This is a genomic window from Mesorhizobium sp. ISC25, assembly GCF_042295465.1.
Classification (GTDB): domain Bacteria; phylum Pseudomonadota; class Alphaproteobacteria; order Rhizobiales; family Rhizobiaceae; genus Mesorhizobium.
Genome location: NZ_CP135441.1, coordinates 4,888,553 through 4,914,155, shown reverse-complemented (window position 1 = coordinate 4,914,155; position 25,603 = coordinate 4,888,553). Strand labels below are relative to the sequence as shown.

Here is a 25,603-nt window from a genome sequence, read left to right as displayed (position 1 = left end):
CGGTCAGCGGCCAATCGCCGGTAGAGAGCGATTGTTGGGTGGTCGGCGCCAATCGGCCGATCGAGCATTCGGGTACCACCGGCGGTGCTGCTTTCCCACTTAAGGCGGGTCTGATGGATCATATTGCTTTCCTTCGTTCTTCGATTGCGAGGGCAACCCAAAGGTGAATCGGCCGGCAATTTTGCCGCCGCAACGAAGGCTTCACAAAAATCGTGCCAGTTGCTCCGCGGCAAGCTCTGAACATCTTTGGCTCTGTTCATTGCTTTACGCGTGAGTGCATCGCGAACTCAGGCGCCCTTCCTGTGACGCGGACGCGACAAACCCGACAGTAAGTGTCGGTTGTCGGACGTCTCCCCAGCAATCGAGCATAAGAGACGTCGGGATGTCCTACGGTTTTTGACACGTCTTCCCTTTGGCACGGTCCATGCGAGATGATCCGCGAAAACGCCGGACCGAGGAGAAATCGAGCCATGATTACGCTCACCGACAACGCTGTTGCCGCCATCAAGGCCGCTCTTTACCGCGCCAGCGAGCCGGCGGAAGGATTTCGCATCATGGTCCATGCCGGCGGCTGCACCGGCTTCCAATACTCAATGGGCCTGGAGAGCGTCTCACGTGAGGGCGATGCGATCATCGAGCGAGATGGGCTCAAGGTGTTCATGGATAGAGGCTCCCAACCCCATGCCGCCGGCATGACCGTGGACTTCGTCACTGGGCTCGAAACATCCGGCTTTGTTTTCGATAACCCCAATGCGCGTGAGACGTGCGGCTGCGGCAAGTCCTGCAAATGATTGCGAGGGAACAGGCTATGTTCGACAATAGCGACGCCAAGGAATACTGCGTCGAACCGGTAACCGCCGGCGCTCTGGAACCGGCCGACACGCACTGTCGGCCCGGAACAATTGCGTTCGGTGATGCGCCAAATCGCGATCATCGATCGTTGCCGTGGGCAAGCAAACAAAATTGCCCGAAACAGCTGAATTCCCGGCGGATGCCGCCACCAAAGGGCAATGTCGACAGCGACCGGTCAGCAAGCCATCGCTCGCCCGGCCGCCCACCTTACCAGATACGATATGCGCCAGAGGTTCAATGGCCGCCCGCCTACCCTTGAATCATTTCAGCAGTTGAAGGATCACTCCCATGAACCCTGTCTATCTCGACAACAACGCAACGACGCGGGTTGATCCTGCAGTCGTTGGAGCGATGTTGCCTTTCTTTACGGAGCAATTTGGCAATCATTCGTCCATGCACGCCTATGGCGCATCGGTTGCTGAAGCCGTGAGAAAGGCGAGGCAACAGTTGCAAGCCCTCATCGGCGCGGGATTCGAGGACGAGATCATCTTCACCTCGGGCGGGACTGAAAGCGACAGTACAGCCATCCTTTCGGCGCTGGAGGTGATGCCCGACCGAACGGAAATAGTGACTTCCGCGGTTGAACATCCGGCCGTTCTGAAGTTGTGCGCGCACCTTGAGAAGACGCGCGGCGTCAAGGTGCACATTATCCCAGTCGATCACTACGGCCGGCTCGACCTGGACGCCTACAGAACCGCCCTCACCCCACAAGTGGCAATCGTCTCGATAATGTGGGCGAACAATGAGACCGGTACGATCTTTCCCGTGGTTAAGCTTGCCGATCTAGCCAGGGAAGTCGGCGCGCTTTTCCACACTGATGCAGTGCAGGCGGTCGGAAGGCTTCCGATTGAGCTGAAATCGACCGCGATCGACATGCTGTCGCTCTCCGCCCACAAGCTGCATGGTCCAAAGGGGATAGGCGCGCTTTATGTAAGACGTGGCGTGCGCTTCTCCTCCATGATCAAGGGTGGGCACCAAGAGCGCGACCGGCGTGCAGGCACTGAAAACACACCCGGCATAGTCGGACTGGGCATGGCGGCCGAACTCGCCTTGAAATTCATGGACGAGACAAAACGAATAAAATGGTTGCGCGACCGCCTTGAGAACGGGATCATCCAGCGCATCCCAAACACATCCATCAACGGCGATCCGCAAGAGCGATTGCCAAACACTGCAAACATTGGATTCGAAGGTATCGAAGGCGATGCAATTCCAATTGTCCTGAGCCGGCTGGGAATCGCCTGTTCCGCCGGGTCCGCCTGTGCCTCTGGCTCACTGGAACCGAGCCATGTTCTGATCGCTATGAACGCGGCATGTGGGGCAGTCCGCTTCTCCTTGTCGCGTGACAACGGCGAAGATGACGTAGACCGCGTGCTTGAGGTCCTGCCTGCGATCACCGAGAAGCTACGGGCCGTTCCCAGTGCTGGACTGTGCGGGCGAGGTGCAGAACAGCTTCATTCCGGCCCGGGTCCGAGCGGCACAATAGCCGACAAGCCGTGAGGTCTTCCTCAACGTGACGACCCTGCGCAATGGAGAGCAGTCAAACTCGGGGTCGCCTTCACCACTTCAGAAAAGCTTGAGATCGCCAAGTCTCTTGCCCAGCCGCCGTGCCAGAGGTCGGCACGCCGTCAGCAATGTCACCAATGCATCGACACCACAATTACGCGCCGGGAGAATACAATGAACTGCTCCGCTGATAGCCGCCCGATCGATCGCACCGATATCCTAGCGCGACTGAAGGGCCTGTCGGCCGCGGAGGACTTCTTCGCCTGCCTTGGCGTCTCCTATGACCCGAAAGTGATGAATGTCTCGCGGCTCCATATCATGAAGCGCGTGGGCCAATACCTTGCCGAAGAAGATTTCTCCGGTCTGCCTAACCAGGTAATCGCCGCGCGGGTGCGCGCCAAGCTGGAACGCGCCTACGAAGATTTCGCGACTTCCTCGCCGCTCACGCAACGTGTGTTCAAGGTGCTAAGGGACCACGATCCAAACATATGTCCCGCACCTGGCCGCGCCTTCGTCCCGCTCGACTCTGCACTGAAGCGGTTCGGAAAGTAATGAGCCCGACACGGCTGCGACGCGACAATGTCGAGAAGTCGACAAATCCAGTCCTCATGACGCCTCCTCGGAAGCAAACGAAGCCACCTTCTGGAATAGAGGCAGGAAGACGACTTGGCATGAACGATGCAGGCAATGAGGTGAACCGCCAAGCACGAATCCGGACTGGGAGCTTAGAGAAACCGCCAATGCATATCGTAGTCTGCATCAAGCAGGTGCCGGATTCGGCACAGATCCGCGTGCACCCGGTGACGAACACGATCATGCGTCAGGGTGTTCCGACCATCATCAATCCTTACGACCTGTTCGCCCTGGAAGAAGCGCTCAAACTGCGCGACGTTCATGGTGGCGAGGTTACTGTGCTCACAATGGGTCCGCCCATGGCGGAGGACTCGCTGCGAAAGGCGCTCGGTTACGGTGCTGACCGAGCAGTTCTCTTGACGGACCGCTATTTTGCCGGATCCGATACGCTGGCGACTTCCTTTGCTCTTTCGCAAGCAATCGCAAAAATTGGGGAGACTTTCGGCAGGCCGGACATCGTCTTCACCGGCAAGCAGACGATTGACGGCGATACCGCCCAGGTCGGACCGGGCATAGCCAAGCGCCTAGATTTATCGCAACTTACCTATGTCGCGAAGATTGCCTCCATCGACCGCGATACGCGAGAGATCGAAGTCGCGCGTCGCGCCGAAGGCGGCACCCAGTTGCTGAAGAGCAGACTCCCTTGCCTCATTACAATGCTGGAAGACACCAACGAAATCCGCCGGGGCTCGCTCCAGCAGGCTCTGTGCGCGGCGCGCAGCCAAGTCGTGAAGTGGACTGCAGCCGACGCCGGCATTGACGATCTCACCCGGTGCGGTCTGCGTGGCTCGCCTACAGTCGTCAAGCGTGTTTTCGCCCCCACCGCACGGGCAGAAAGGGCGGCGCAGATCGACACCGCGGAAAGGGGCTTGCAGGACATAGCCGATGAACTCATCGCCGATATCTTAACCCGCCGGCCGGCGCTGGAACATGAGCTGGCCTTCAACAGCGGCACGTGACGGCCAGGAGCAGAAAATGTCGACCGCAAGCCAAACTACCCCTCGCATTGCCCCCGGCCGTGCCGGTGTAAAGAAAGAACTTCCCGACCGTTTCAAAGACTACCGGCACGTGTGGGTCTTCCTCGAGCTCGAACGCGGCAATGTGCATCCTGTATCATTCGAACTGCTGGGCGAAGGCCGCAAATTAGCCGACAAGCTTGAAGTCCAGCTCGCGGGCGTCGTGCTGGGACCGCCGGGCGAGATGGTCGAGGACGCTGTTGCCGAGGCCTTCGCTTACGGGGCGGATCTTGTCTACATCGTCGATGCGCCGCCGCTCGCCGACTACCGGAACGAGCCGTTCGCCAAGGCGCTCACGGATCTGGTCAATACCCATAAACCCGAAATCCTCCTTCTCGGCGCGACCACACTGGGCAGGGATCTTGCAGGCTCGGTAGCGACGACCCTGCAGACGGGGCTCACGGCCGACTGCACCGAACTTGATGTAGATTCCGACGGTTCACTCGCCGCGACCCGTCCGACTTTTGGTGGCTCATTGTTGTGTACGATCTATACACTAAATTACCGGCCGCAAATGGCGACGGTGCGACCAAGGGTCATGCCTATGCCGCAACGGGTGGATAAGCCGGTCGGGCGTGTCATGCGGCACAAGCTGTCGCTCGTTGAGGACGATATCGTCACCAAAGTCCTCGGCTTCCTACCGGATAACCAGTCGGCAATGGCAAATCTTGCCTATGCGGATGTCGTGGTTGCGGGAGGCCTCGGTCTCGGAGCGGCGGAGAACCTTCAGCTTGTGAAGAATCTTGCCCGAGCGATCGGCGCCGAGCATGGCTGTTCGCGCCCCTTGGTCCAGAAGGGCTGGATGCCGGCTGATCGACAGATTGGACAAACTGGCAAGACCATTCGACCGAAGCTTTACATCGCGGCCGGAATTTCCGGCGCCATCCAGCACCGAGTTGGGGTCGAGGGGGCCGATCTCATCGTCGCGATCAACACCGATCCGAACGCGCCGATTTTCGAGTTCGCCCACCTCGGGATCGTCACGGATGCAATCCGCTTCCTGCCCGCACTGACGGAAGCCTTCACCCGGCGGCTGTCGCCGCACAGTCGAGACAAGCTTGCGAGTTGAGGGAGAGGACATGATTGAACAATTCGATGCCATTGTGGTCGGAGCTGGCATGTCTGGAAACGCAGCTGCTTACACTTTGGCAAGCCAGGGGCTGAAGGTACTGCAGTTGGAGCGCGGGGAATATCCGGGCTCCAAGAACGTCCAGGGTGCCATAATGTACGCGAACATGCTGGAGAAGATCATCCCGGACTTCCGCGATGATGCGCCCCTCGAGCGGCACCTGGTCGAACAGCGACTTTGGGTGATGGACGACACGTCTCACACCGGAATTCATTACCGGTCGGACGACTTCAATGAGGCGAAACCCAACCGCTACACGATCATCCGCGCCCAGTTCGACAAATGGTTTTCCCGCAAGGTGCGCGAGGCTGGCGCGACGGTCCTGTGTGAGACGACCGCGACGGAACTCGTCCGTGATGGCAATGGCAAGGTGATCGGCGTCCGCACAGACCGGGCTGGCGGAGTGGTCTTCGCGAATGTGGTCGTTCTCGCAGAAGGGGTGTCGGGATTGCTTGGCACTCGCGCAGGCCTGCGCGAGATGCCGAAGCCGGAGACCGTGGCGCTTGCCGTCAAGGAAATGCATTTCTTGCCCGAAGAGGTCATTGGCCAGCGGTTCGGTGTCAAGGGCGATGAAGGCTGCGTAATCGAGGCCGTGGGCACGATCTCTCGCAGCATGGCCGGGCTCGGCTTCCTTTACACCAATAAGGAGTCGATTTCACTCGGCATCGGCTGCCTGGTCTCGGATTTCGCCGCGACGATGGAGAGCCCGTCCGCCCTCCTGGATGCGATGAAAAACCATCCTTCGATCCGGCCGCTGATCGCTGGCTCGGAGGTGAAAGAATATGCCGCCCATCTTATCCCCGAAGGTGGTTACAGGGCCATTCCGCAGCTCTTCGGCGACGGTTGGGTCATCGTCGGCGACGCAGCGCAACTGAACAATGCCATTCACCGTGAGGGTTCGAACCTTGCCATGACCTCGGGTCGCGTCGCGGCTGAGGCGATCATCAAAGTCAAAAGCCGCAACGGTCCTATGACCAAAGCGAACCTTGCGCTCTACAAGACGATGCTGGATGACTCCTTTGTGATCAAGGATCTTAAGAAATACAAGGACATGCCAGCCTTACTCCACACCAATTCCAGCAACTTTTTTGACAGCTATCCGCGGTTGATGTCGCATGCCGCTCAGAACTTCATGCGTGTCGACGGCACGCCGAAGATCGAGAAGGAAAAGAACACCACGGCCGCCTTCATCAACGCGCGCTCGCGCTGGGGGTTGGTCAGCGACGCGGTCCGCCTGGCATTGGCATGGCGCTGAAGAGGGTACAAGATGACGATCGCAGTGACGAAGGTTCGTGTCGAGGACAAACTTTACCAGAACCGCTATCTGGTCGATTCCGGCCGCCCCCATATCATAGTGCGACCGCACGACAAGCCAAGCGCGAACTTGCTTGCCTTGACCTACGTCTGTCCGGCGAAATGCTATGAGTTGAATGACAAGGGTCAAGTCGAGATCACCGCCGACGGCTGCATGGAATGCGGCACCTGCCGGATATTGTGCGAGAAAGGCGGCGACATCGAGTGGAACTATCCGCGCGGCGGCTTTGGTGTCCTGTTCAAGTTCGGATGATCAGCCGGTGCCAAGAGCATGCCGGCAGCGAGCAACTGCGGCACACCATGAGCCTCTCCATCCACTTGCAAAGAGCTAGTGAATATTGGCCTTTCGCAATTCAAATTTCCTTGACTCGTTAGCGGTGTCCTCAGGCCACGGCGCTGCCCTGTGCGCCGGACTTATCACCGGTCACGTGGTCGAGCCCCTTTGGGACAACGCCCGGCCATCGTGCCGGATGGCAGCCACAACGGCCGGTGAGCAAGTGGAACGGCACAACCCATGGCAAAGACGTATGTGCTAGTGCATGGTGCCTGGCATGGCGGATGGTGTTGGCGGGACGTGGCTGCCAATCTTCGCAAGATGGGATGCCACGTGACCACGCCGACCAGGTGTCGGCGAACGCGCACATTTGCTGTGCAAGGACATCACGCCCGACACATTCGTGACCGACATCGTCAACCACATTGTGACGGAAGAGCTGAGCGATGTGATCCTTGTCGGTCACAGTCTAGGCGGCATCAGCATCACCGGCGCCGCCGACCGGATACCCGACCATATCAGCCATCTCGTTTATCTCGACGGCGCCATCGTCGAGAGCGGTCAAAGTGTATTCAGCACCATGCCCCCCGACATCGTCGCCGCCCGTCGAAAATTGGTTGCGGAGGAAGGACGGGGTATCTTCATGCCGACTCCGCCGCCAACAGCATTCGGCATTCCCGAGGGACACTCGCTCACGGACTGGGTGCGGCGCCGGATAACACCGCATCCGGCAGGCACCTACGAAAGCGGACTTAAGCTCGAGCACCCGCTCGGCAACGGCAGACCCCGAACCTATGTCGTCTGCACTAATCCACTCCACCCGCCGATGGCGGGAGCGCGAGAATGGGTCGCGAAGCAGGATGGCTGGGCGTGGCAGGAACTCGCCACTGGCCACGACGCAATGATCCTCGCGCCGACGGAAGTTGCTCTCCTTCTTAGCGCAGTCGGCTGAGGAACCAAGTAGGGTGAGCGGCGGCCGATTCTCAGGCCGTGGCCTTGAGCTCTGGTGCACGGATAGGCCCAACGGGTCGTTCCGGTGGCGCCACCGAAACCACTAGGCGGGAGTGGCCTGTCCTGCCGACGTCGCAAGCTTGCGAGCGTTCCGCCGCGGCCGCAGCCCGTAGCGCCGGGCAACCTCCGAGATCACCGCGTCGGCTCCAGGGTCTCGGAGATGACTCCGTGCCTTGTCGTCCATCGACCAATGCCGCCGACCAACAGCGCCGTTGATCACCCTCGAAAACGCCGAGGCTGCCGCTCAGGGTCAATCGTAAGTTCAAGTTCAGACACAAGCCGATCTCCGATCCACCTCAGAATCGGCAGGCCCACAGATCGCGGGTCCTCCTGGAAGGACACAGCGCTTACCCTTGAAATATGGAGAACCATGGCTTTGCGCCGTCGGCAGTTGAGCTGATCTCGCAATGCTATTTCCCCGGCAACGTCCGAGCCGGAGAACTGCGTGCTTGGCGTTCTCCTCTGGAAGGAACCAATCTTTCGGAACGTGGCAATGTCATCGACGAGCTCTCACGGGCCAGCACGATGCCGGTTCGGCGCATCGGCGCCCGCCTGAACACGAGATGGGCACTTGCGATTCTAACGATACGGCCGGACGGGGGCTGGGACCGCGGCGGACGGAGCGTGACGGCTGATCGACACAATGGAGAAGGCCGGCTGGGTTCAGGCTAATGCGGCTCGAATTCTCGGCCTCAAGCTGCGACAAGTCGGCTAGGCGATACGCCGGCATAGTATCGAGGTGAAGGAACTTCTAAGAGCCTGATGAGCCAATCGTCAGGCCAGTGGTCTTGCGCGCCCTGTGCGCGACAAGGAGTGCTTCGTGCTTCTGAACGGATTTGGACTTGCACTGTCGCAAGCAGGACAAAATTGTGTCGCGCCGGCCTGACACAATGCGATATCGACCCGAATAGTGAACTGAAGCCGCTTTTTTCAGTTGGTATGGCTCTTGCACCTTGAACCGCGACGTTACCAGCAACGGAGCCGTTTGATGTCCTCACCGACAGTTTCGATTGAGGGGCCGACTAGCACGACATCCGAGGGTTTTCTGGCAGCCGCGAAATCCGGTGGCTGCGCATCGTCCTCCTACGGCTCGTCGCCGACCAGCCCGGGCGAAGGGGATCCGGCTATTTGGGAAAGGATCAAGGATCACCCCTGCTTTTCGGAGGAAGCGCATCATTATTTCGCGCGTATGCATGTGGCGGTCGCGCCGGCTTGCAATGTCCAGTGCAACTATTGCAATCGCAAATACGATTGCGCCAACGAGAGCCGGCCTGGTGTTGTGTCTGAGAAGTTGACGCCCGACCAAGCGCTACGCAAGGTCATCGCCGTTGCCAACAAAGTTCCGCAGCTTTCGGTTCTTGGCATCGCTGGGCCGGGGGATGCCTGTTACGATTGGGAGAAAACGAAGGCAACGCTCGACCGCGTCATCAGGGAAATCCCCGACATAAAGCTGTGCGTCTCCACTAATGGGCTCGTGCTGCCGGACCATGTCGCCGAGCTTGCCGAAATGAATGTTGATCACGTGACGGTCACCATCAACATGGTCGACCCGGAAGTCGGCGCGAAGATCTATCCATGGATCTTTTATGAAAATCGCCGCTACTTCGGCATCGAAGCCGCTCGAATCTTGCACGCGCGGCAGATGCTGGGCCTGGAGATGCTGAGCGCGCGCGGCATCCTCACCAAAATCAACTCGGTGATGATTCCTGGAGTGAACGACCAGCACCTGTTTGAGGTGAACAAAATGGTCAGGGAGCGGGGCGCGTTTCTGCACAACGTGATGCCTCTGATTTCGGACCCGGCGCACGGTACCCACTACGGACTCATCGGGCAGCGCGGCCCAACGGCAATGGAGATGATGGCTCTTCAGGATCGACTTGAAGGTGGCGCCAAGTTGATGCGCCACTGCCGGCAGTGCCGGGCAGATGCTGTCGGCCTGCTCGGTGAAGATCGTGGCCAGGAATTCACGCTGGACGGGATTCCCGACGATGTCGCCTACGATGCTGGCAAGCGTCAGGCCTATCGGCAGGTGGTCGCACACGAGCGCCGTGATCATGAGGCGGCGAGGAGCGAGGCCATCGGTATGGTCAAGGCAACAGACTCCGAAAAGTCGCTTCTGGTTGCGGTGGCCACTAAGGGAGGTGGACGGGTCAACGAACACTTCGGCCACGCGAAGGAATTCCAGGTTTATGAAGTCTCGCCTAGAGGGATCAGCTTGGTCGGGCATCGGAAGGTCGAGCGGTATTGCCTCGGAGGCGGGGGCGAAGACGCCATCCTCGAGGGCGTCATCGCAGCGCTCGAAGGCATACACATAGTGCTATGCGCCAAGATCGGAAATCGCCCGAAGGAACAACTCTCGCGAGCTGGACTGCGCGTAACCGACGCCTATGGCCATGACTACATCGAGACCGCAGTCAGCGCACTTTACGCGGCAGAGTTTGGGATCAGACCACTAGCGGCGACGGCCTGAGCCGTCTCGTCCGATAACCAGGAGTTAGAATGGCTTTAAAGATCATCGCATCCCAATGTACCCAATGCGGGGCCTGCGAGTTCGAATGTCCTTCGGAAGCGATCAAGTTCAAGGGCGACGCCTATGTGATCGATCCAAACAAGTGCACCGAATGCAAGGAGGCCTTCGATACGCAGCAATGCGTGTCGGTCTGTCCGGTACCGAAAACCTGCGTTCCCGCTTGATTCCTACCGAAACGGTCGGGTTCGCCGCACGACGACGCCTGCAACCCGCGACCACAACAAAAGCCTCGAGAAAGGAATGGACAGCATGTGGTCCAGACGCGAACAGGAGGTCGAAATCGGCAGACCGCCACGGTTCATGCAGGGTGAGCGGGTCCGTGCGATACGCCACATAAAAAACGACGGCACCTATCCCGGCAAGGAGATCGGCGAAAACCTCGTGCGGAAGGGCGACGAAGGCTACGTGCGCGACATTGGAACCTTTCTCCAGCAATTCTTCATCTATGCGGTCGAATGGATCGATCGTGGCACGGTCGTCGGCATGCGAGCGCGCGAACTCATTAGCCTCGACAAAGTCGAGGTTCCCTGCGGAGCTGAAGGCATTTCCAACGGGGGAACAGCCGGATGAAAGTAATGATTCGCAGGACTGCTACTGGCTTGTCGGCTTATGTCCCCAAGAAGGATCTCGAAGAGCCGATCACCGAGATTGAGAACGCTGACTTATGGGGCGGGACCGTGACGCTCAGGAACGGTTGGCGGCTCATGCTGCCCGACCTTCCGCGCGACACGCGTTTGCCGATCACCGTCGAGGCGATGAAGATTTCCGACGGGGCCTGATGCCGGTGGGTTCAGTGGCGGAGAGGAAACGCGTATGAACACGATGCTGAGCTGGGACCATCTCGTCGTCGTCCGGGGCAGTTTTGCCAAAAAACTGATTGACCTGCTGAACGGCGCTCTCAAGGCCGATCGAGTGATCCCCTATCTCGGTCCTGGTCTTCTGCAGCTTAACCCACCGGAATCACCTGTACCTTGCACCCCTGAAGATGTCGCCGCGGCCCTCAACAAGCGGGCGCCTGCCCCTTCCAGGATTCGCACCAATATGTGGTCGGTCGCGCAGTTTATCGAGCAGCGCCGACATCGTCGGACTCTCCAAGCGTGGATGGCGGAGATATTCGCAGCCCCCGCCGAGCCGACCGTTCTTCACGCCTGGCTCGCAACCCTTCAACTGTCTGTCATCATCGACAGCTGGTACGATGGCGCCATGCGAGCAGCCCTTGCAGAGGCCGGCCAAACAGACGTTGTCGAGATACAAGGAACGACGCGCGCGACCGGAATCGGTAACATCTGGACGAGAACTTACGATTTGTCAGGAACAGAACTCGAGGCCGAACAAGTGGCTAGGACGGTGCTCTATGCGCCGCACGGCAGCGTCAGGCCGGCGGCAAACTTCCTCGTGGCTGATTCCGATTACGTCGAAGTCCTAACCGAAATTGATATCCAGACGCCGATCCCGGACGCGGTGAAGCAACGGCGCGTCAACCGGGGTTTTTTCTTCGTGGGCTGCCGCTTCAACGATCAGATGCTGCGCACATATGCCAGACAGCTGATGAAGCGCTCCACTGGCCCACATTTTGCGGTGATCGATTCGGCTACGCTGACCAGAAACGAACGTCGTTTCCTTGCCGAAGGCGCAATCACGGTCATCGACATGCCGATCCGCAACGCCGCGGCTCGCCTTGTCGGGGTCGATGCTAGCCAGGATTAATGGCCGGCGATTGCTGGTGAGTCGCTGCTTGCCTCCAAGGGCGAAAACTCAGTTGGGAATACATTCGTGAGTAGTAATGCTAGTGGCAGCACAACGTAGGCTCTGAATTCGTTGGGCGATGTGAAAGGGTCCGCTGCTGCGGGACGTGAGCACGTTGCGGCGGCATTACGCACATGATCTTGTGACCCCCGTGGCAAAAGAACTGAAGCGCCCGAGTCGCGACAACATATGCAGCGCTCAATGGCTTCGACAAAAATTCGGCACAGTTTCGACAGTTCGCATGCACCTCCAGGGTCAACGAGGTTGATTATGCCTGTTTATGTGGGTCGGCCACGCGAGCAGGAATTCCCACTACCTTTGCCCCGGCGGGAACATCTCGTGTGACCACGCAGCCAGCGCCTACCACTGCATTATCACCAATCGTGACGCCAGGCAGAATGATTGCTCCACCGCCGATCCAGACACGGCTGCCAATGTGAACAGGACGCCCGACCTGCAGGCCGGCCTGCCGCTGCTCGGCATCATGTGGATGATCGGCGGTATAAATCTGCACAGCAGGCCCAATTGCCGTTCCTTGCCCGATTTTGACCTCTACCACGTCAAGAATAACGCAGTTGAAGTTGATGTAGGCATTGGCTCCAATGCGGATATTGAATCCGTAGTCGCAAAAAAAGGGCGGACGGATGACCGTTCCGCGCCCAACCTCTCCCAGCCGCTCGGACAAAAGCTCATGCCAATGCCCCGTGGTCTGCCCCAGCGTATCATTGTACCGCTTGAGCCAAGCCCCGGTGGCCAACAGGTCAGCTTGGATCTCCGGATCCGCCGCATTGTAAAACTCGCCTGCGAGCATCTTTTCTTTTTGGCTACGCATCATAGTCTCCCGTCAGGTCGTGTCCCGTACAGTGATGCAGGAACGCACATCAAACTGCCTCGGCAACTTTGTAACTCGGTCTTGCCGGGCGCGCGGTCGGTCACGAGCCGGGGCGACAGTTTCGTCTCGACCAACTTCCGCGAATTTGGATATCGCAGATCAACCGGTCGCAGGGGCCAATACCTGACGAGGTCGGCAACTGTCCAGCGGTCGAACTCACTTTCATGCCCATCTCAGATTGCGTGATATCGAGCGGTAAGCCATCAGCTAATGTATCGACCAGGTCCCGCCAGCGGAGATCTGCGCGTCGCCTCTACGCATGCTGGCGTGTCACCAATAATACATCGATTATTTCTGGATCCAGGCACGTCGAATTGATTTGCCCTTGCGGTGTAGAGCGAAGTTCCTAGCCATAGGATTACTCCTTTTTAGTTTGTCAGTCGCAGAGCCCCAGTATGACTACGTGGTAGAAAGCACACGGCCGGAATCTTGGCAGCGCTGTTCACACCCACTTCGTAAGCCTGGCCGATGGGCTCGCCAGAGCACCAATGCTTGACCTGCTCCAGCTCTTGCTCGGCGGGTTGTTTCAGAGACGCTTGATCTCGATACCGCGTTTTCTCAGCACGTAGCCGATCTGGCGCGGGGTCAAACCGAGCAGGCGCGCCGCCTTTGCCTGCACCCAGCCACACTTTTCCATGGCAGCAATGACCGTATCGGCATCGGGCACCCTACCACGACTCGTGGCAGGGCCTATCGGCGCTTGCCCGTCGCCGACGGGCGGGGCGGCACAGGCGGCGGAAGGCTCGATCGTAGTCGACTTCTCTGACGTCGGCGGTCCGTTCTTCCACAGCGCCGCGGCCAAGCACTGATCCGCGTAACAGGCAAAGTCAGTTCTGAGGATTGATGGACCCGTCGCCAGAACTGCCGTCCGTTGAACGCAGTTTTCGAGCTCTCGGATGTTGCCTGGAAATTCGCAGTTCATTAGCACCTCAATCGCTTCGGGAGCGAAGGTCAGCGTGTGATCATTCTCAGTATTGAAATTCTTGAGAAACTGAGCGGCCAAGAGCGGAATATCACCTCGCCTTTCGCGCAATGCCGGCACGCGTAAAGTGACGACGTTGATGCGATAATAGAGGTCTTGCCGGAACTCCTTGCGTTGAACTGCCGTTTCCAAGTCCCTGTTCGTTGCGGCAATCACGCGAACATCAACTTTAATGGTGTGGTTGCTGCCGACGCGCTCAAACTCCTGCTCCTGCAGGACACGCAGCAGCTTAGCCTGGAACGAACCTGATATTTCGCCAATCTCGTCCAGAAACAATGTGCCTTTGTCGGCAGCCTCAAAGCGCCCCTTGCGCAAACTGCTCGCGTCGGTGAAGGCACCCTTCTCATGACCGAACAAGTCAGATTCCAGAAGCGTCTCGGTGAGCGCCGCGCAATTGACCTTGATGAAGGGCTGCTTGGCGCGAGGCGAGAGCTCGTGAATGGCTTTGGCAACCAGCTCCTTACCGGTTCCGGATTCACCTCGCAACAGGACCGTAGTCTTCGCCTTGGCCACCTTGACAAGGTGCTCACGCAGCTTGCGCAGCGCCTGACTATCGCCAAGCATCTCCTTGCTGATCTTTTTACGTTCCATTTGGCAGCCCATCCCACTCCGCCACCCGCCGGTAGAACTGCACTGGACGGTGAGCTGTGTTGTATTTCGTCATCATCATTCTCGATCTCACCTTTGTTGCTTCGAAATTTTCGGCGCGCGGACGCCCTCGGCAAATGGCAATGGCGCCTGAGCATCGTTGCCTTTCACCAGGACGAGCGTCTTCCTCCGCGCGGGCGCTCGCAATATGCGGTTTGCGCAGGCCTTTACTCGACCGGTCGCTGTTCTGTCCGGCTTCTGCCGCACCGCAGCCTGCAAACTCATCCTTGACAAGAAAGGAGGGGAGTCAACCGAGCTCTCCTTGCATTTATGCAAGGAAAATTGTCAGTTTGATAGAATTCTATCAAAACGGCAGAAACGCCCCGCCCCAGTTTGGCTGTACCTGCGGCGTTCAGCGTACGTGACGACATGTGCGGACTTGTCCCAATTGCCATCCGAGTTGTGCGGAACAGTAGCTGCTGCGCTGTTCGCTTCAACCGCGTGAGGCCGGAGACAGTAGAGACGGCGGCTCGTCGAGCGAGGTTTCATTGTTCGGCTACTAAACCGGCTGTCCTTTGGTGGGAGTTGGTTTCGCCCAAGTTCTGGGCCTGGGGGCGTCTAGCCCGTTTCGCCGCACAGGCTCCTTCCAAATCGTCGAGGCCGAGAAGGAGGGACCCCACAGCTCTCCCTGTATCACAATGCCCCGCCCCTCAAGCAGCTAGATACGACAGGTGACCTCAAATGAGGCGTCTTGCATGGCTTCTACACCTGCCTGAATGCCAGAACTGCGTTCGTACCGCCCATGGCGAAGGCGTTGCTCATGGCGACGCGCACCTTGCGCTCGCGCGGCACATTGGGTGTGATGTCGAGGTCGCAAGCGGGATCTGGCTCGCGATAGTTGGCGGTCGGCGGCACGACGTCCTCTTGGATTGCCATCACGCAGGCGATCATTTCAAGCGCGCTCGCTGCGCCGAGGCAATGCGCGTGCGTGGACTTGGTGGAAGAGATGGACATCGAATAAGCGTGGTTTCCAAACACACGCTTGATCGCCGCCGTTTCAGTCTGATCATTGCTTTTGGTACCGGTGCCGTGCGCGTTGAGGTAGTCGACGTCCTCGGCATTCAGCCCGGCATCGGCAAGGCAGGCGCGCATCGCCGACGCTGGCCCCTCGACAGATGGCGCGGCAATGTGGAAGGCATCGGCGGAAAGGCCGACGCCGGCGATCTCGGCAAGAATTGTGGCACCACGCCTCGTGGCATGCTCGTAGCTTTCCAGCACGGCCATGCCCGCACCCTCGCCCAGCACCAGGCCCTTCCTATCGGCGGAGAAGGGCCGGCAGGTATCGGGTGAAAGCACGCGCATTGCTTCCCATGCTTTCAGCACGCCCCATGCGAAGGGTGCGTCGCTGCCTCCGGAAACCATTACGTCGGCCCGGCCCAGCTTGATCTGGTCCACCGCCGAGGCGATCGCATGGTTGGCCGAGGCACATGCGGAGGTCACCCCGAAGACCGGCCCGCGCAAGCCGAGGCTCAAGCTCACCTGGGCGGCGGCGGCGCTTGGCATCGTTTTGGGTACAGCGAGGATGCCAACTCGCCTCGCGCCGTCCAAAAGGAGGGCCCGGTAAGTTTCCTCCATCACATCCCAGCCCAAGCCGCCGACGCCCACTGTCGCGCCGAAGCGATGGGCATTCCTCTCGTCGCAGGAAAGTCCGGCCTGCCGCATGGCTTCGCGCGCTGCAAGCACGGCGAGCAAGCTGAAGCGGGCCATGGAGATGAGATGCCCCCGGTTGATGTCGTGCTGGGGCAGCGCCTTGATCTCAGCGCCGGTCATGCCCTCCAGGTCATGAAGCTCGGAATTGGCGATCGGGCCGATGGCGGAGCGGCCTTCGCGCATCTCTTTCCACATAGAGGCGGCGTCGGTGCCCAGTCCGCACAGGCCGCCCACTCCGGTGATAACGACGCGCCTGTCCATTCAAGCCTCCTTCGCAAGCAAGCCGCGGACGGCTTCCACGACGTCGCCGACATTCTTGAGATTGGACCAGGCATCGGCCGTGTTCATGTCGATCTTGATGCCGTAGGCCTGCTCCACATCCCAGAGGACGTCCGCCAAACCCAGCGAATCAAACCCGAGCGCGTCCAGTTCCGTGGCGATTGTTATCTCGCCGACGAATGACGCAGGCATTCCCTCACCGCTCTCCGACTCGGCGCGTTTCTTGATCAGGGCAATGACGTCCGTTGCGAATTGATCGGCCATTCTGTTTCCTGTCTTTCTTTCCCGCGTTTCGACCTGGACGCGGCTCAGTTCCTGAGGCGCGCCGCGTCGCGAAAGCCATCACGCTTGGGCAACTGACAAAGCCCAATGCTCATAAAGCCGGATCAGGTCCGGCCGGTGTGTGGCGTAGGTGCAGTATGACGATGTGAGCCGCTACACCGTGCGCGTCTCCCAGTCTGTCCATAGACTCGGAAGAAGTCGGACCCGGTCAGTTGCAACTCCCTTTCCCAGCACTCCACTGCCCGGTAGAGCGCATGAAAAATCTCCTTTCGGGCGGTTTCTGTTCTGCCCATGCAGGATTCCAGAACATTGATGAAATCGTTTGTTTCGATGAAAGGCATCCACACTTTGGATGGTTGACACGCGTTTCAAAGATCGTGAACTACATCTCGTCGTTGTGCTCGACGCACTCCCGACAGAGCGCAACCTCATGGGCGCGGCATGCAGGATTAACCGAGCCCAGCCGGTCATGAGTGCGGCCGGCCGGGTCGGGCGATAGGCAGTCATGCCCTGCCCTTCCTGCGGGTCAAGCACTCCGAAAAAACATTTCCCCCATAAATGCTAGATCTTCCGTTGCCTTTTCGCGGGCTTCTGCGTGAGGTGAGGCACGCCATCCATGGCATGTGGCACACGCACGCGATGCCAGTGCACGGTCGTTTTCTCGGCAAGGCCGTTCTCTACCTCGACCCGCACGCGCTCGCCCTGACGGACCCGGATTTCCGGGCCTGGAACGGGCCTTCGGCGCGCAATCGAGCCCGGTTCACCCGGCCCAATGGCGTCCACTTTGGGGGCGCATGCACTGCAGACCCGCTGGACCTGATCCGGGAGAGGATGGGCGCGGCGATTGGAATAGCTATGAAAGCGCATCGGACCGTGGAACTGCGCGCGCAGACTTTCGGAGGAAGGCTCGCTTTTAAACGTTATCGTGCAACTCTGACCGTTCTTCGCCTTGGCGGGTGCCGCGGAAGAATCCCGGGTTCTGCGAGCGCTGCGAGAACACCTGCGGTCGATCCTGTACCACAATCTCGCGAAGCTCGATGCTCTCTACAAACGATGTCTTGGATTCTCACGCCCTTATTTCAGCACTTCGCTCGCTTGCCCGACTCGGCCGCGGTCAGCCTTCACCGCCAATTTTATTGGCGCAGCGACGTTCCTATCGGTTCAGGCGAAGCTTCTTGAACCTGCCGCTCTCTCGTTGCCCTGGCACGATTAATCGTCCTCTCAGTCTGTCATTGGCGGAGTCGCTCCTGAGGCGCGCGCCGGCGAGTTCGAGGAGCGCGTGGCTATCTCCTCGGTCCAGCCGGATTCCGCTGCGCGCTCAGCCAATTCCTGGAAGGCCGATTCCAAGGCGAGCTGGCATTGAAGGCCGCGGTCCGGATGGTCGACTAGCTTGGTTCCACGATCGCAATGCTTGATCGCTTCATTGCAGGCCATGGGCTCTCGCCCTCTCCTTTTGCCACACGAGGCGCCAGCTCACGTGTTGTGCGCCCCGGCAACCGCTTTCACCAGCCGCTCCAGCGATCCCGCGCGCTCCAGCTCCGCAAAGAATGATGCGGCGTGACGCTACCCAGCCGGTGCTTCTCGGCCATTTGCACACATAGGGATAGTCGACCATGAAATCGGACCGAGGCGAGGCGTTGGACGTTTCAGTCTTGGTCTGAATGCGCCGCCCACGAGCCGATCGGCCTTCTCGATGATTTGGCGCACCCTCGTTGTCGACAAGCCATGTTCCTGAGCCAGGTCGGCGAAACTCTTGCCCTTCAGAAAGCCGTCGACCAGGGCTATGTTCCTATCGACGGTCGGCTAAATCCCAGCAGGCGCGCGCAGTTTTCCGGCATCATTCCGTTTGTTCATCCGCTTGTCCGCGCCCCCTGCAAATCCTACCGGGCCAAATCGGTGCTTGGAAGACCCACTCATGTCATGGCCTCGGGAAAGTACAAGGCCGACGGTTATGTGAATACGAAAGATGCTGGCGATCACCATGATCGTTGGTGACCGCTGACCTCCCCAATGTCGGCTTCGACGGCACACCGGGAGCTCTCGGCAATGTTGAATAATTCCGTTTGAAGATGGTTGACTTCGTCGTCGAGGCTCGATCCATCAGGATCGGTATCGACGATTCTATATTTGAGAAACCCAAATTCGTTTGACTCGCGCAATTCGCTGTACGGCGTATCATCGCAAGCGCGGGATTCCGACATCCTGCGAAGTGCCCGCGTTGCTGGAATCGATTTTGCGGAAGTAAAAAGGCCCCGGCGCTGGGTCGGCGCGCAGGGCCTTCAGGCATGTACGAGCTACCAGCATGTCCAGTTATGATCGTGCGCTATCATAATGAACAAACGGTGAATGATCGCTATCCGAGGTGCAGGGCGGGCGAGATGGTGGGGCGGTGGGGGACCTGTACCGCTGCAGCGGGGCCACGAGCAGCGACTCGAGCCATGCGCCACGCTGCAGGACCTCGATTTCGGGCCAAGCCTCGAGCCCGCAACTCGCCTTGCTTCTCGGAAATCATAAGGCTTTGTGGGGCGGTTAAGCAGCGCGATATGGCCGCGGCGATACGAAGTTTTCATCTTTACCCTGTTCAGACGGTCAGGCTGCCTTCGCCGCCGGCTTGGCTGCCTTGACATGGGTTATACTGCGGCGACCGTCGACGCCGATCGGAACGTCACCGTCAACCGTAGCGCGACGCACAACCCGGTGCTGGTCGCCATAGTCGTTGACCGCATAATGCTGGTTAGCACGGTTGTCCCAGATAGCGACGTCGCCTACTTGCCAGCGCCACCGCACGGTATTTTCCGGGGCAGTGACGTAGGACTGGAACACCTCGTAGAGTTTGGCGGAATCGCTCTTGGAAAGGCCGACGAGGCGCTGCACGAAATTGCCGAGCAGCAGCGACTTCTCCCCGGTTTCCGGATGGACGCGCACGACCGGATGCTCGGTCTCGTAGATCGTCGATGTGAAAACTTCCTCGAAGTGCTTCTTCTCTTCGGCTGTGGCGCGCGGGCGCACGGCTGCGTAGTCGTAGGCATTGCTATGAATAGCCCACAGATTGTCCGCCAATATTTTGAGCGGCGCCGGCAGATTCTCGTACGCGGCGTGCGTGTTGGACCAGATCGTGTCGCCCCCCGCCGCCGGAATGACGACGCCACGTAGGACCGAGAATTTCGGATAGGCATCGACGAAAGTCACATCGGTATGCCACTGGTCTGCCCTGCCACCGCCACGGCCGGAATCGAGATTGAGGATTGAGGCCGTGCCGGCTGCCGGCCCCTGCGTGGGATGAGGTACAAGGTTACCCAGACGCCGCGCGAACAATTCCTGCTCCGCATCGTCGAGATGCTCCTGGCCGCGGAAGAAGATCACCTTGTGTTTTAGAAGAAGCTGGTTGATGGCTGCTATCGCTGCGTCCGAAAGGTCTCCACCAAGGCGAACTCCTCTGATTTCAGCTCCAACACGGCTGGTCAGCGGTACAACGTCGGAGTCAGGAATTCTCTTCGTCAAGCTCGAAAGCCAAAATCCCGGCGGATCGATCAAGGATCGCATTGCGTTGTCGATGATCGTTAATGCCGAACAGCGTGGCCAGCTCGCGCCGGGCGGTACAATCATCGAAGCGACCGCTGGCAACACAGGGCTCGGCCTGGCCTGGCGGCACGAAGCGCGTGATCGCGTGTCCAAAAGCTGACAGCGTCAGACAAATGTCAGGTTCATTACAACCAACATCTGGGCACTGACGAGGTTTTTCGAAGCAATGGGCGCTAACTGCGCGCTGAGCGCGTTGGCATGGCTTTTGAGACTGAGTGACTGTGACTGCACTTAATGGGGCAAGACGAGCGATGCGCTCCTCCCTGAACCCGTGTGCCGTCTCTGAGAGGAAACCAGCTCGTGCAGAAACCTTTGGAAATAGCTTTGGACCGCAACGTGGTATTGCAGATGGAGTCCCCGGCTCCTTCGATTAGAGTCGAGAACTGGCTGCATGGCGAGCCCCTCACGAGCTTTGAGCCCGGCAAGTGTACATAGTCGAATTTTGGGCAACTTGGTGCGGCCCATGTGTGGACGGGATGCCCCATCTGATCCAGCTGCAGGGCGTCGCCAGGCGCGCCATCTGGACAGCAGGAGCTGGACTATGGGCAAGGTAACAGGCTTTCTCGAAATCGACCGGCAGGTGCACAAGTACCAGCCGGCCTCCGACCGCATCCGGCATTTCCGTGAATTCACGCTGCCGATGTCGGACAAGGAGGTCGAGAAACAGGCCGCGCGCTGCATGGATTGCGGCATTCCGTTCTGCCACGGGCCAACGGGCTGTCCCATCCACAACCAGATCCCGGACTGGAACGACCTCGTCTACAATGGCGACTGGGACAATGCGATCCGCAACCTGCATTCGACCAACAATTTCCCGGAATTCACCGGCCGCATCTGCCCCGCACCTTGCGAGGAAGCCTGCACGCTGAACCTCGAGGACATTCCCGTCGCCATCAAGACGGTCGAGCAGGCGATCGCCGACAAGGCTTACGAGACCGGCCATATCAGGCCCTATCCGCCGGAGAAGAAGACCGGCAAGCGCGTCGCCGTCATCGGCTCCGGCCCGGCCGGCATGTCGGCTGCCCAGCAGCTCGGCCGCGCCGGCCACGACGTCCATGTCTATGAGCGCGAGAGCCGGCCCGGCGGGCTGATGCGTTACGGCATTCCCGACTTCAAGATCGAGAAGCACTATATCGACCGGCGCATCGAGCAGATGCAGGGCGAGGGCGTCACCTTCCATTGCGGCGTCAATGTCGGCGTCGACAAGCCGGTTGCCGAGCTGCTCGCCGAACATGACGCGGTGCTTTATTGCGGCGGTTCCGAAACGCCGCGCGCGGCCGGCATTCCCGGCGACGATCTCGGCGGCGTGCATGACGCGATGCCCTATCTGGTGCAGCAGAACAGGCGTGTCGGCGGCGAACCGATCCAGTCGGTGGCGTGGCCGTCGCATCCGATCCTCGCCGGCGGCCAGCATGTGGTCGTCGTCGGCGGCGGCGATACCGCGTCCGACTGCGTCGGCACCGCCTTCCGCCAGGGCGCGGTCCGCGTCACCCAGCTCGACATCCGTCCGCAGCCGCCGGAAAAGGAAGACAAGCTTTCGGTCTGGCCCTACTGGGCGACCAAGATGCGCACCTCGTCCTCGCAGGCCGAAGGCGCCGAGCGCGAGTTTCAGGTGGCGACGCTCGAGTTCATCGGCGAAGACGGCCAGCTGACCGGGGTCAAATGCTGCGAGGTCGACGAAAAGCGCAAGCCGATCGCCGGCAGCGAATTCGTCATTCGTGCCGATCTCGCGTTCATCGCCATCGGCTTTGCCGGGCCAGCCGCTCGCGGGCCGGTGTCGGAACTGGCCGGCCAGATGAAGATCGCCATTGACAGCCGCCGCTCGAAGAATGTCGAGGCCAATGACCGGGACTACAGGACCAGCGTCGAAAAGCTCTATGCGGCGGGCGACGTGCGGCGCGGCCAGTCGCTGGTCGTCTGGGCGATCCGCGAGGGCCGCCAGGCGGCGCGCGCCATCGATGAGGCGCTGATGGGATCGAGCGTGCTGCCGCGCTGAGTCCGTCTCGAGACCCTACTTGTGCGGCCACCTGAAGGCGCTTTCCGCCCTTCCGCTGCCCCGGGCAGCTTACGGACTGATCGCCGTGGTCGTTTCGGTTGTGGCCCCGGCCGCAGGCTGCCGCCTTGGCGGCCAAGAAAAATCGTCGGCGCGGCCGGGCGAAGCAGCGCTGGGTTTAAGTGCTTGGGGTGACACGGCGTGATCTCCGCCGTTGGCGGGAACAGGGCAGTGCAATAGTACTGCCCTGTTCCTTTTGATCAGAGGCCAGTGCGGATTTCTTCGGCAAGCGCCCTCAACGTCGTCTCGACGTCATCGCCGTTTGCCATCTTCTGCATCGCCACGGCCCATGCGTTCATGGCTTCGCCGAAGCCGACACGCGGTGTGAAAGCCAGCGCGGCTTGATCCTGTATCTTTTTGAAGCTGTCAACGAAGTTGTTGAACTCGGGCTGCGAAGCGTACTTAGTCTAGGTATCGTCCTGCCAGGTCGACGTGCGCGGCGGATTGACGAGCTGGCCAGCAAGGGCACCCTTGAGCGCCACCTGCTTGGAGGTGGCCCACGGGATGAACAGCCAGGCCGTGCCCTTCTTTTCGGAAGCCGCGTTCATGGCGAGAGCCTAGATCCAGATGTCAGAATCCAAGCTCGTGGCGCTCGGTGCGTGCAGCGGCGGAGCGAAGGCGATCTTGCCGGATGCCGGCTTCCCCGCAACATCGTTCCAGAAGCCGAACATTTTTGAGTCGATCGTCATCGCGGTGCGGCCGGACGAGATGCCGTCCACGACCTGGTTCCAGTTATCATTGGCGAAGGAAGGAGCCGCGCACTTCTTGATCATGTCCGAATGTAGTCGTATCCAGCATCGGTAAGCTTCGGATCACTCATGTATTTGTCCAGCAGGCGCCACTCGGAGCGAGGTCCTACGCGGGCTGAATGCCAGTGCCGAACACATCCCATGCTGGCGACTTCGTCGTCAGTTGGATCGTCATCTTGTTCCAGTAAGAATCGTCTGGGTAGAGTTCCGGCGTGACCTTGATGCCGGGTCAGCTTCTCGAACTCCGGAAAGTTGCGCAGCGAGAGCATCCGCATAGGGGTGGATGTCGTAGGCCCAAGTTATGCTGGTCCCTTCGAATTGACGCCAGTTCACGGTGTCGGCAGCGGCCGAATTAGTGAGCGATGCCGAAACGGCAAGAAACGCCAAGTCAAAAGCAAGCTGTTTGCGTAGCGACGCGCACCTGTAACGAGTACGGGGAATGAGCGACCCATGTAATCCTCCCTGGGGCATTTTGCCAATTTTTGGGTCCACTCCTCCATCCCGAGTTTGCTCATAGCCACAATAAGCGGTTTCCAACGACCTCGCTCTGAATGCACCAGGCCAACTGGGTAAAAACGGGTAACCGGCACTTAAAGGCGATGTAGTATCGCCACCAGAAATACTGCTCCGTGGTGCTGGCCTTTGCCTGGGGGCGCAACACGGCAACTACCCGCTCAAAACGGTTGGTCCTCTACCTCTTATTCACCGTCGCTTTCCTCGCGGCCTAACCCGGCCGGAATATCCGTTGCCAGAAAAAGGCCTCGCGGCCGGTTCGAGGCGCATCCCTCCTCCGAAGCAGCACGCTCAAGTATCGTCACAAGCCCCGAGCGCTTCGCGTTCGGCGATGTCCAAATTCCGACAATGTCGGATACAGTCAGATCTACTGGATTGCGTTTGAATGGTTTTCTCATTTGGCACAGTACATGCGGGTCATCCGCAAAACACGTGACCGACCAACAAGATTTCGCATGATCACCTTACCACAACATACAGCCGCCGCGGAACAATCACTTGGCCCCTGATCGCCCGCCCCGGCACCACAACCGGAGTCATCGATGTTCTGACAGGCTGCCCAAGGATACCTGCTGCAACAGGGCTTGCCCTGGTGACGACCACTCCGGCTCCGCCGGTTACCGACGAGGGCAAAGTGACGGATTTCCTGCTTTTCAACGGCATGGAGGTGGCTGTCATTCCCGACCACCGCGCCGGTCGTCACCCATATGGTCTGGTGCAGGATCGGCAGCGCGGATGAGCTGCCGGGGATATCTGCATGTCTTCGAGCATCTGATGCTCAAGGCGCCTCGTGACGAGCACGGCTCCGTCGCCTGGAGAGATTGAACCCAAAGGGAGATTCAGATGTCTGAAGCGAATCAGGAAAAGTTGGACGCATTCTTGGGGAAAATGGTCGGCGATCTCGGTGCGATCGCAACGGGCGCGGGAGTCCTGCTGGGGGACAGACTCGGCCTGTTCAAGGCATTGCGCGAAGGCGGCAAGATGACGGCCGCCGAACTTTCGACACGCACCGGCACCCAGGAACGCCTCGTAAGGGAATGGCTTTCCGGGCAGGCGGCGGCGGGTTACGTCGACTACGATGAAGCGAGCGACAAATTCTATCTCAACGCCGAGCAAGAGCTGGTGTTCGCTGATGAAGACAGCCCGGCCTTCATGGCAGGCGCATTCGAGTTCCTGTCCGCGCTGTGGCTCGATGAAGAAAAGGTGAGGCAGGCATTCCAGTCCGGCAAGGGCGTCGGGTGGCACGATCATAGCGCGTGTCTGTTTCGCGGTACGGAACGGTTCTTCCGTCCAGGCTACAATGCCAATCTGATCGACTCCTGGCTGCCGGCCTTGGAGGGCGTCGTCGAGAAGCTCGAACGCGGCGTGGACGTCGCGGATGTTGGATGCGGTCATGGTGCATCGACCGTGCTCATGGCACAGGCCTTCCCCAATTCGCGCTTCGTCGGCTTCGACTATCATGCCCCTTCGATTGAGCGCGCCCGCAAGGCGGCCGAGGTAGCCGGCGTCGGCGTTAACACGCGGTTCGACGTGGCGGCCGCCAAGAGCTATCCCGGAACCTATGACCTCGTCACATTCTTCGATTGCCTTCACGACATGGGCGACCCGACGGGCGCCGCCACCCATGTCCACGGATCGCTCAAGCCGGACGGCACGTGGATGATCGTCGAGCCGTTCGCGCATGATCATCTGGCGGCGAACCTCAATCCCGTCGGCCGCGTTTACTATGCCGCTTCCACTTTTGTGTGCACGCCCGCATCCGTGTCGCAGGAAGTCGGGCTCGCGCTTGGAGCCCAGGCCGGTGAGGCGAGGCTGCGCAAGGTTGTGACCGGCGGCGGCTTCAAGCGATTGCGTCGCGCCGCGGAGACACCGTTCAACATGGTGCTGGAGGCCCGCCCTTAGCGTGGCCGTCGCCAGAAATTGCAGCTCATCGCATTTGATGAAGATCACCGCCAAAAATCC

At 59.7% G+C, this 25,603-nt stretch carries 24 protein-coding genes and 4 pseudogenes; 20 read left to right on the top strand and 8 right to left on the bottom strand.

Translation table 11 applies throughout. The features are described from left to right. Positions 1-470 precede the first annotated feature (470 nt). From RQ479_RS24190 to RQ479_RS24125, 14 genes are all read left to right on the top strand, one after another. Positions 471-791 carry an iron-sulfur cluster assembly accessory protein gene (locus RQ479_RS24190; RefSeq protein WP_024505241.1) on the top strand — a complete coding sequence of 107 codons (321 nt, stop codon included), beginning with the start codon at positions 471-473 and terminating at the stop codon, positions 789-791. Between the two features lie 349 nt (positions 792-1,140). After that, positions 1,141-2,352, top strand: coding sequence for a cysteine desulfurase NifS (gene nifS, locus RQ479_RS24185; protein ID WP_024505240.1), 1,212 nt, complete (start codon positions 1,141-1,143; stop codon positions 2,350-2,352). 180 nt (positions 2,353-2,532) lie between these two features. After that, entirely contained in the window at positions 2,533-2,910 is a 378-nt protein-coding gene (gene nifW / locus RQ479_RS24180) for a nitrogenase stabilizing/protective protein NifW (protein WP_024505239.1), read from the top strand. 188 nt (positions 2,911-3,098) lie between these two features. Continuing rightward, complete coding sequence (locus tag RQ479_RS24175; protein WP_024505238.1) at positions 3,099-3,950, top strand: electron transfer flavoprotein subunit beta/FixA family protein; 852 nt, start codon at positions 3,099-3,101, stop codon at positions 3,948-3,950. A 16-nt stretch (positions 3,951-3,966) separates the two neighbouring features. After that, entirely contained in the window at positions 3,967-5,076 is a 1,110-nt protein-coding gene (locus RQ479_RS24170; RefSeq protein ID WP_024505237.1) for an electron transfer flavoprotein subunit alpha/FixB family protein, read from the top strand. A 10-nt stretch (positions 5,077-5,086) separates the two neighbouring features. Further along, positions 5,087-6,391, top strand: a complete 1,305-nt coding sequence (locus RQ479_RS24165) for an FAD-binding protein (protein ID WP_024505236.1) — start codon at positions 5,087-5,089, stop codon at positions 6,389-6,391. Between the two features lie 12 nt (positions 6,392-6,403). Then, positions 6,404-6,703, top strand: a complete 300-nt coding sequence (locus RQ479_RS24160; protein ID WP_024505235.1) for a ferredoxin family protein — start codon at positions 6,404-6,406, stop codon at positions 6,701-6,703. A 391-nt stretch (positions 6,704-7,094) separates the two neighbouring features. After that, on the top strand, positions 7,095-7,676 hold the full coding sequence (locus RQ479_RS24155) for an alpha/beta fold hydrolase (RefSeq protein ID WP_338101325.1): 582 nt from the start codon (positions 7,095-7,097) through the stop codon (positions 7,674-7,676). Between the two features lie 702 nt (positions 7,677-8,378). Next, positions 8,379-8,450, top strand: coding sequence for a helix-turn-helix domain-containing protein (locus tag RQ479_RS24150; RefSeq protein WP_245467364.1), 72 nt, complete (start codon positions 8,379-8,381; stop codon positions 8,448-8,450). 273 nt (positions 8,451-8,723) lie between these two features. Then, the gene (gene nifB, locus RQ479_RS24145) at positions 8,724-10,205 is read left to right on the top strand and encodes a nitrogenase cofactor biosynthesis protein NifB (protein ID WP_024505233.1); all 1,482 of its coding nucleotides are present in this window, start codon (positions 8,724-8,726) and stop codon (positions 10,203-10,205) included. Between the two features lie 29 nt (positions 10,206-10,234). Further along, complete coding sequence (locus RQ479_RS24140; protein WP_024505232.1) at positions 10,235-10,429, top strand: 4Fe-4S binding protein; 195 nt, start codon at positions 10,235-10,237, stop codon at positions 10,427-10,429. Between the two features lie 85 nt (positions 10,430-10,514). Further along, positions 10,515-10,835 carry a nitrogen fixation protein NifZ gene (locus RQ479_RS24135; RefSeq protein WP_024505231.1) on the top strand — a complete coding sequence of 107 codons (321 nt, stop codon included), beginning with the start codon at positions 10,515-10,517 and terminating at the stop codon, positions 10,833-10,835. Then, on the top strand, positions 10,832-11,044 hold the full coding sequence (gene nifT / locus RQ479_RS24130) for a putative nitrogen fixation protein NifT (protein WP_024505230.1): 213 nt from the start codon (positions 10,832-10,834) through the stop codon (positions 11,042-11,044). Before RQ479_RS24135 ends, nifT begins: the two co-directional genes overlap by 4 nt. Positions 11,045-11,078: 34 nt before the next feature. Beyond that, complete coding sequence (locus tag RQ479_RS24125) at positions 11,079-11,972, top strand: SIR2 family protein (protein WP_024505229.1); 894 nt, start codon at positions 11,079-11,081, stop codon at positions 11,970-11,972. 307 nt (positions 11,973-12,279) lie between these two features. On the opposite strand, the gene RQ479_RS24120 is transcribed toward RQ479_RS24125, so the two are convergent. The 5 genes and pseudogenes from RQ479_RS24120 to RQ479_RS24100 all read right to left on the bottom strand — a co-directional run bounded on the left by RQ479_RS24120 (position 12,280) and on the right by RQ479_RS24100 (position 17,611). After that, the gene (locus RQ479_RS24120; RefSeq protein ID WP_024505228.1) at positions 12,280-12,846 is read right to left on the bottom strand and encodes a sugar O-acetyltransferase; all 567 of its coding nucleotides are present in this window, start codon (positions 12,844-12,846) and stop codon (positions 12,280-12,282) included. 583 nt (positions 12,847-13,429) lie between these two features. After that, positions 13,430-14,473: pseudogene (gene nifA, locus RQ479_RS24115) on the bottom strand (nif-specific transcriptional activator NifA); the annotation flags it as partial. A gap of 762 nt (positions 14,474-15,235) precedes the next feature. After that, positions 15,236-16,444, bottom strand: coding sequence for a beta-ketoacyl-[acyl-carrier-protein] synthase family protein (locus RQ479_RS24110; protein WP_376702826.1), 1,209 nt, complete (start codon positions 16,442-16,444; stop codon positions 15,236-15,238). Then, positions 16,445-16,726, bottom strand: a complete 282-nt coding sequence (locus RQ479_RS24105) for an acyl carrier protein (protein ID WP_029356603.1) — start codon at positions 16,724-16,726, stop codon at positions 16,445-16,447. 579 nt (positions 16,727-17,305) lie between these two features. After that, positions 17,306-17,611 (bottom strand): multicopper oxidase domain-containing protein, encoded by a 306-nt coding sequence (locus RQ479_RS24100; protein WP_370451711.1) that lies wholly within the window; start codon positions 17,609-17,611, stop codon positions 17,306-17,308. Positions 17,612-18,469: 858 nt separating this feature from the next. Here RQ479_RS24100 and RQ479_RS24095 point away from each other — a divergent pair. Further along, positions 18,470-18,739, top strand: a complete 270-nt coding sequence (locus RQ479_RS24095; protein ID WP_024504272.1) for a hypothetical protein — start codon at positions 18,470-18,472, stop codon at positions 18,737-18,739. A gap of 594 nt (positions 18,740-19,333) precedes the next feature. Here RQ479_RS24095 and RQ479_RS24090 read toward each other — a convergent pair. After that, positions 19,334-20,287: a TauD/TfdA family dioxygenase gene (locus RQ479_RS24090; protein WP_024504271.1), complete on the bottom strand. Its 954-nt coding sequence runs from the start codon at positions 20,285-20,287 to the stop codon at positions 19,334-19,336. Here RQ479_RS24090 and RQ479_RS24085 point away from each other — a divergent pair. The 3 genes and pseudogenes from RQ479_RS24085 to RQ479_RS24075 form a co-directional block, all read left to right on the top strand. Further along, a pseudogene (locus tag RQ479_RS24085) lies at positions 20,202-20,387 on the top strand (pyridoxal-phosphate dependent enzyme); the annotation flags it as partial. The gene RQ479_RS24090 and the pseudogene RQ479_RS24085 overlap by 86 nt on opposite strands. Before the next feature lie 275 nt (positions 20,388-20,662). Beyond that, a pseudogene (locus RQ479_RS24080) lies at positions 20,663-20,826 on the top strand (TlpA family protein disulfide reductase); the annotation flags it as partial. Between the two features lie 41 nt (positions 20,827-20,867). After that, entirely contained in the window at positions 20,868-22,322 is a 1,455-nt protein-coding gene (locus RQ479_RS24075) for a glutamate synthase subunit beta (RefSeq protein ID WP_024504270.1), read from the top strand. A 464-nt stretch (positions 22,323-22,786) separates the two neighbouring features. On the opposite strand, the gene RQ479_RS24070 is transcribed toward RQ479_RS24075, so the two are convergent. Both RQ479_RS24070 and RQ479_RS24065 read right to left on the bottom strand, forming a co-directional pair. Next, positions 22,787-22,927 (bottom strand): hypothetical protein, encoded by a 141-nt coding sequence (locus RQ479_RS24070; protein ID WP_245265356.1) that lies wholly within the window; start codon positions 22,925-22,927, stop codon positions 22,787-22,789. Positions 22,928-22,936: 9 nt separating this feature from the next. Then, positions 22,937-23,098, bottom strand: a complete 162-nt coding sequence (locus RQ479_RS24065; protein WP_245265355.1) for a hypothetical protein — start codon at positions 23,096-23,098, stop codon at positions 22,937-22,939. 1,108 nt (positions 23,099-24,206) lie between these two features. On the opposite strand from RQ479_RS24065, the pseudogene RQ479_RS24060 reads away from it, so the two are divergent. Further along, positions 24,207-24,427 (top strand): annotated as a pseudogene (locus tag RQ479_RS24060) (insulinase family protein); the annotation flags it as partial. Between the two features lie 57 nt (positions 24,428-24,484). Then, positions 24,485-25,543, top strand: coding sequence for a class I SAM-dependent methyltransferase (locus RQ479_RS24055; protein ID WP_024504268.1), 1,059 nt, complete (start codon positions 24,485-24,487; stop codon positions 25,541-25,543). Positions 25,544-25,603: the final 60 nt, after the last annotated feature.

What these genes read in the sequence shown, in the direction of transcription:
- RQ479_RS24175 (WP_024505238.1), top strand. Translation starts at nt 3,099, where the DNA reads ATGCATATCGTAGTCTGCATCAAGCAGGTGCCGGATTCGGCACAGATC.
- RQ479_RS24110 (WP_376702826.1), bottom strand. Translation starts at nt 16,444, where the DNA reads ATGGACAGGCGCGTCGTTATCACCGGAGTGGGCGGCCTGTGCGGACTG.
- RQ479_RS24095 (WP_024504272.1), top strand. Translation starts at nt 18,470, where the DNA reads ATGTTCCTGAGCCAGGTCGGCGAAACTCTTGCCCTTCAGAAAGCCGTC.
- RQ479_RS24100 (WP_370451711.1), bottom strand. Translation starts at nt 17,611, where the DNA reads ATGCGCTTTCATAGCTATTCCAATCGCCGCGCCCATCCTCTCCCGGAT.
- RQ479_RS24120 (WP_024505228.1), bottom strand. Translation starts at nt 12,846, where the DNA reads ATGATGCGTAGCCAAAAAGAAAAGATGCTCGCAGGCGAGTTTTACAAT.
- RQ479_RS24090 (WP_024504271.1), bottom strand. Translation starts at nt 20,287, where the DNA reads ATGCGATCCTTGATCGATCCGCCGGGATTTTGGCTTTCGAGCTTGACG.
- nifT (WP_024505230.1), top strand. Translation starts at nt 10,832, where the DNA reads ATGAAAGTAATGATTCGCAGGACTGCTACTGGCTTGTCGGCTTATGTC.
- RQ479_RS24190 (WP_024505241.1), top strand. Translation starts at nt 471, where the DNA reads ATGATTACGCTCACCGACAACGCTGTTGCCGCCATCAAGGCCGCTCTT.
- RQ479_RS24165 (WP_024505236.1), top strand. Translation starts at nt 5,087, where the DNA reads ATGATTGAACAATTCGATGCCATTGTGGTCGGAGCTGGCATGTCTGGA.
- RQ479_RS24135 (WP_024505231.1), top strand. Translation starts at nt 10,515, where the DNA reads ATGTGGTCCAGACGCGAACAGGAGGTCGAAATCGGCAGACCGCCACGG.
- RQ479_RS24105 (WP_029356603.1), bottom strand. Translation starts at nt 16,726, where the DNA reads ATGGCCGATCAATTCGCAACGGACGTCATTGCCCTGATCAAGAAACGC.
- nifW (WP_024505239.1), top strand. Translation starts at nt 2,533, where the DNA reads ATGAACTGCTCCGCTGATAGCCGCCCGATCGATCGCACCGATATCCTA.
- RQ479_RS24070 (WP_245265356.1), bottom strand. Translation starts at nt 22,927, where the DNA reads ATGAACGCGGCTTCCGAAAAGAAGGGCACGGCCTGGCTGTTCATCCCG.
- RQ479_RS24075 (WP_024504270.1), top strand. Translation starts at nt 20,868, where the DNA reads ATGGGCAAGGTAACAGGCTTTCTCGAAATCGACCGGCAGGTGCACAAG.
- nifS (WP_024505240.1), top strand. Translation starts at nt 1,141, where the DNA reads ATGAACCCTGTCTATCTCGACAACAACGCAACGACGCGGGTTGATCCT.
- RQ479_RS24170 (WP_024505237.1), top strand. Translation starts at nt 3,967, where the DNA reads ATGTCGACCGCAAGCCAAACTACCCCTCGCATTGCCCCCGGCCGTGCC.
- nifB (WP_024505233.1), top strand. Translation starts at nt 8,724, where the DNA reads ATGTCCTCACCGACAGTTTCGATTGAGGGGCCGACTAGCACGACATCC.
- RQ479_RS24140 (WP_024505232.1), top strand. Translation starts at nt 10,235, where the DNA reads ATGGCTTTAAAGATCATCGCATCCCAATGTACCCAATGCGGGGCCTGC.
- RQ479_RS24160 (WP_024505235.1), top strand. Translation starts at nt 6,404, where the DNA reads ATGACGATCGCAGTGACGAAGGTTCGTGTCGAGGACAAACTTTACCAG.
- RQ479_RS24125 (WP_024505229.1), top strand. Translation starts at nt 11,079, where the DNA reads ATGAACACGATGCTGAGCTGGGACCATCTCGTCGTCGTCCGGGGCAGT.
- RQ479_RS24055 (WP_024504268.1), top strand. Translation starts at nt 24,485, where the DNA reads ATGTCTGAAGCGAATCAGGAAAAGTTGGACGCATTCTTGGGGAAAATG.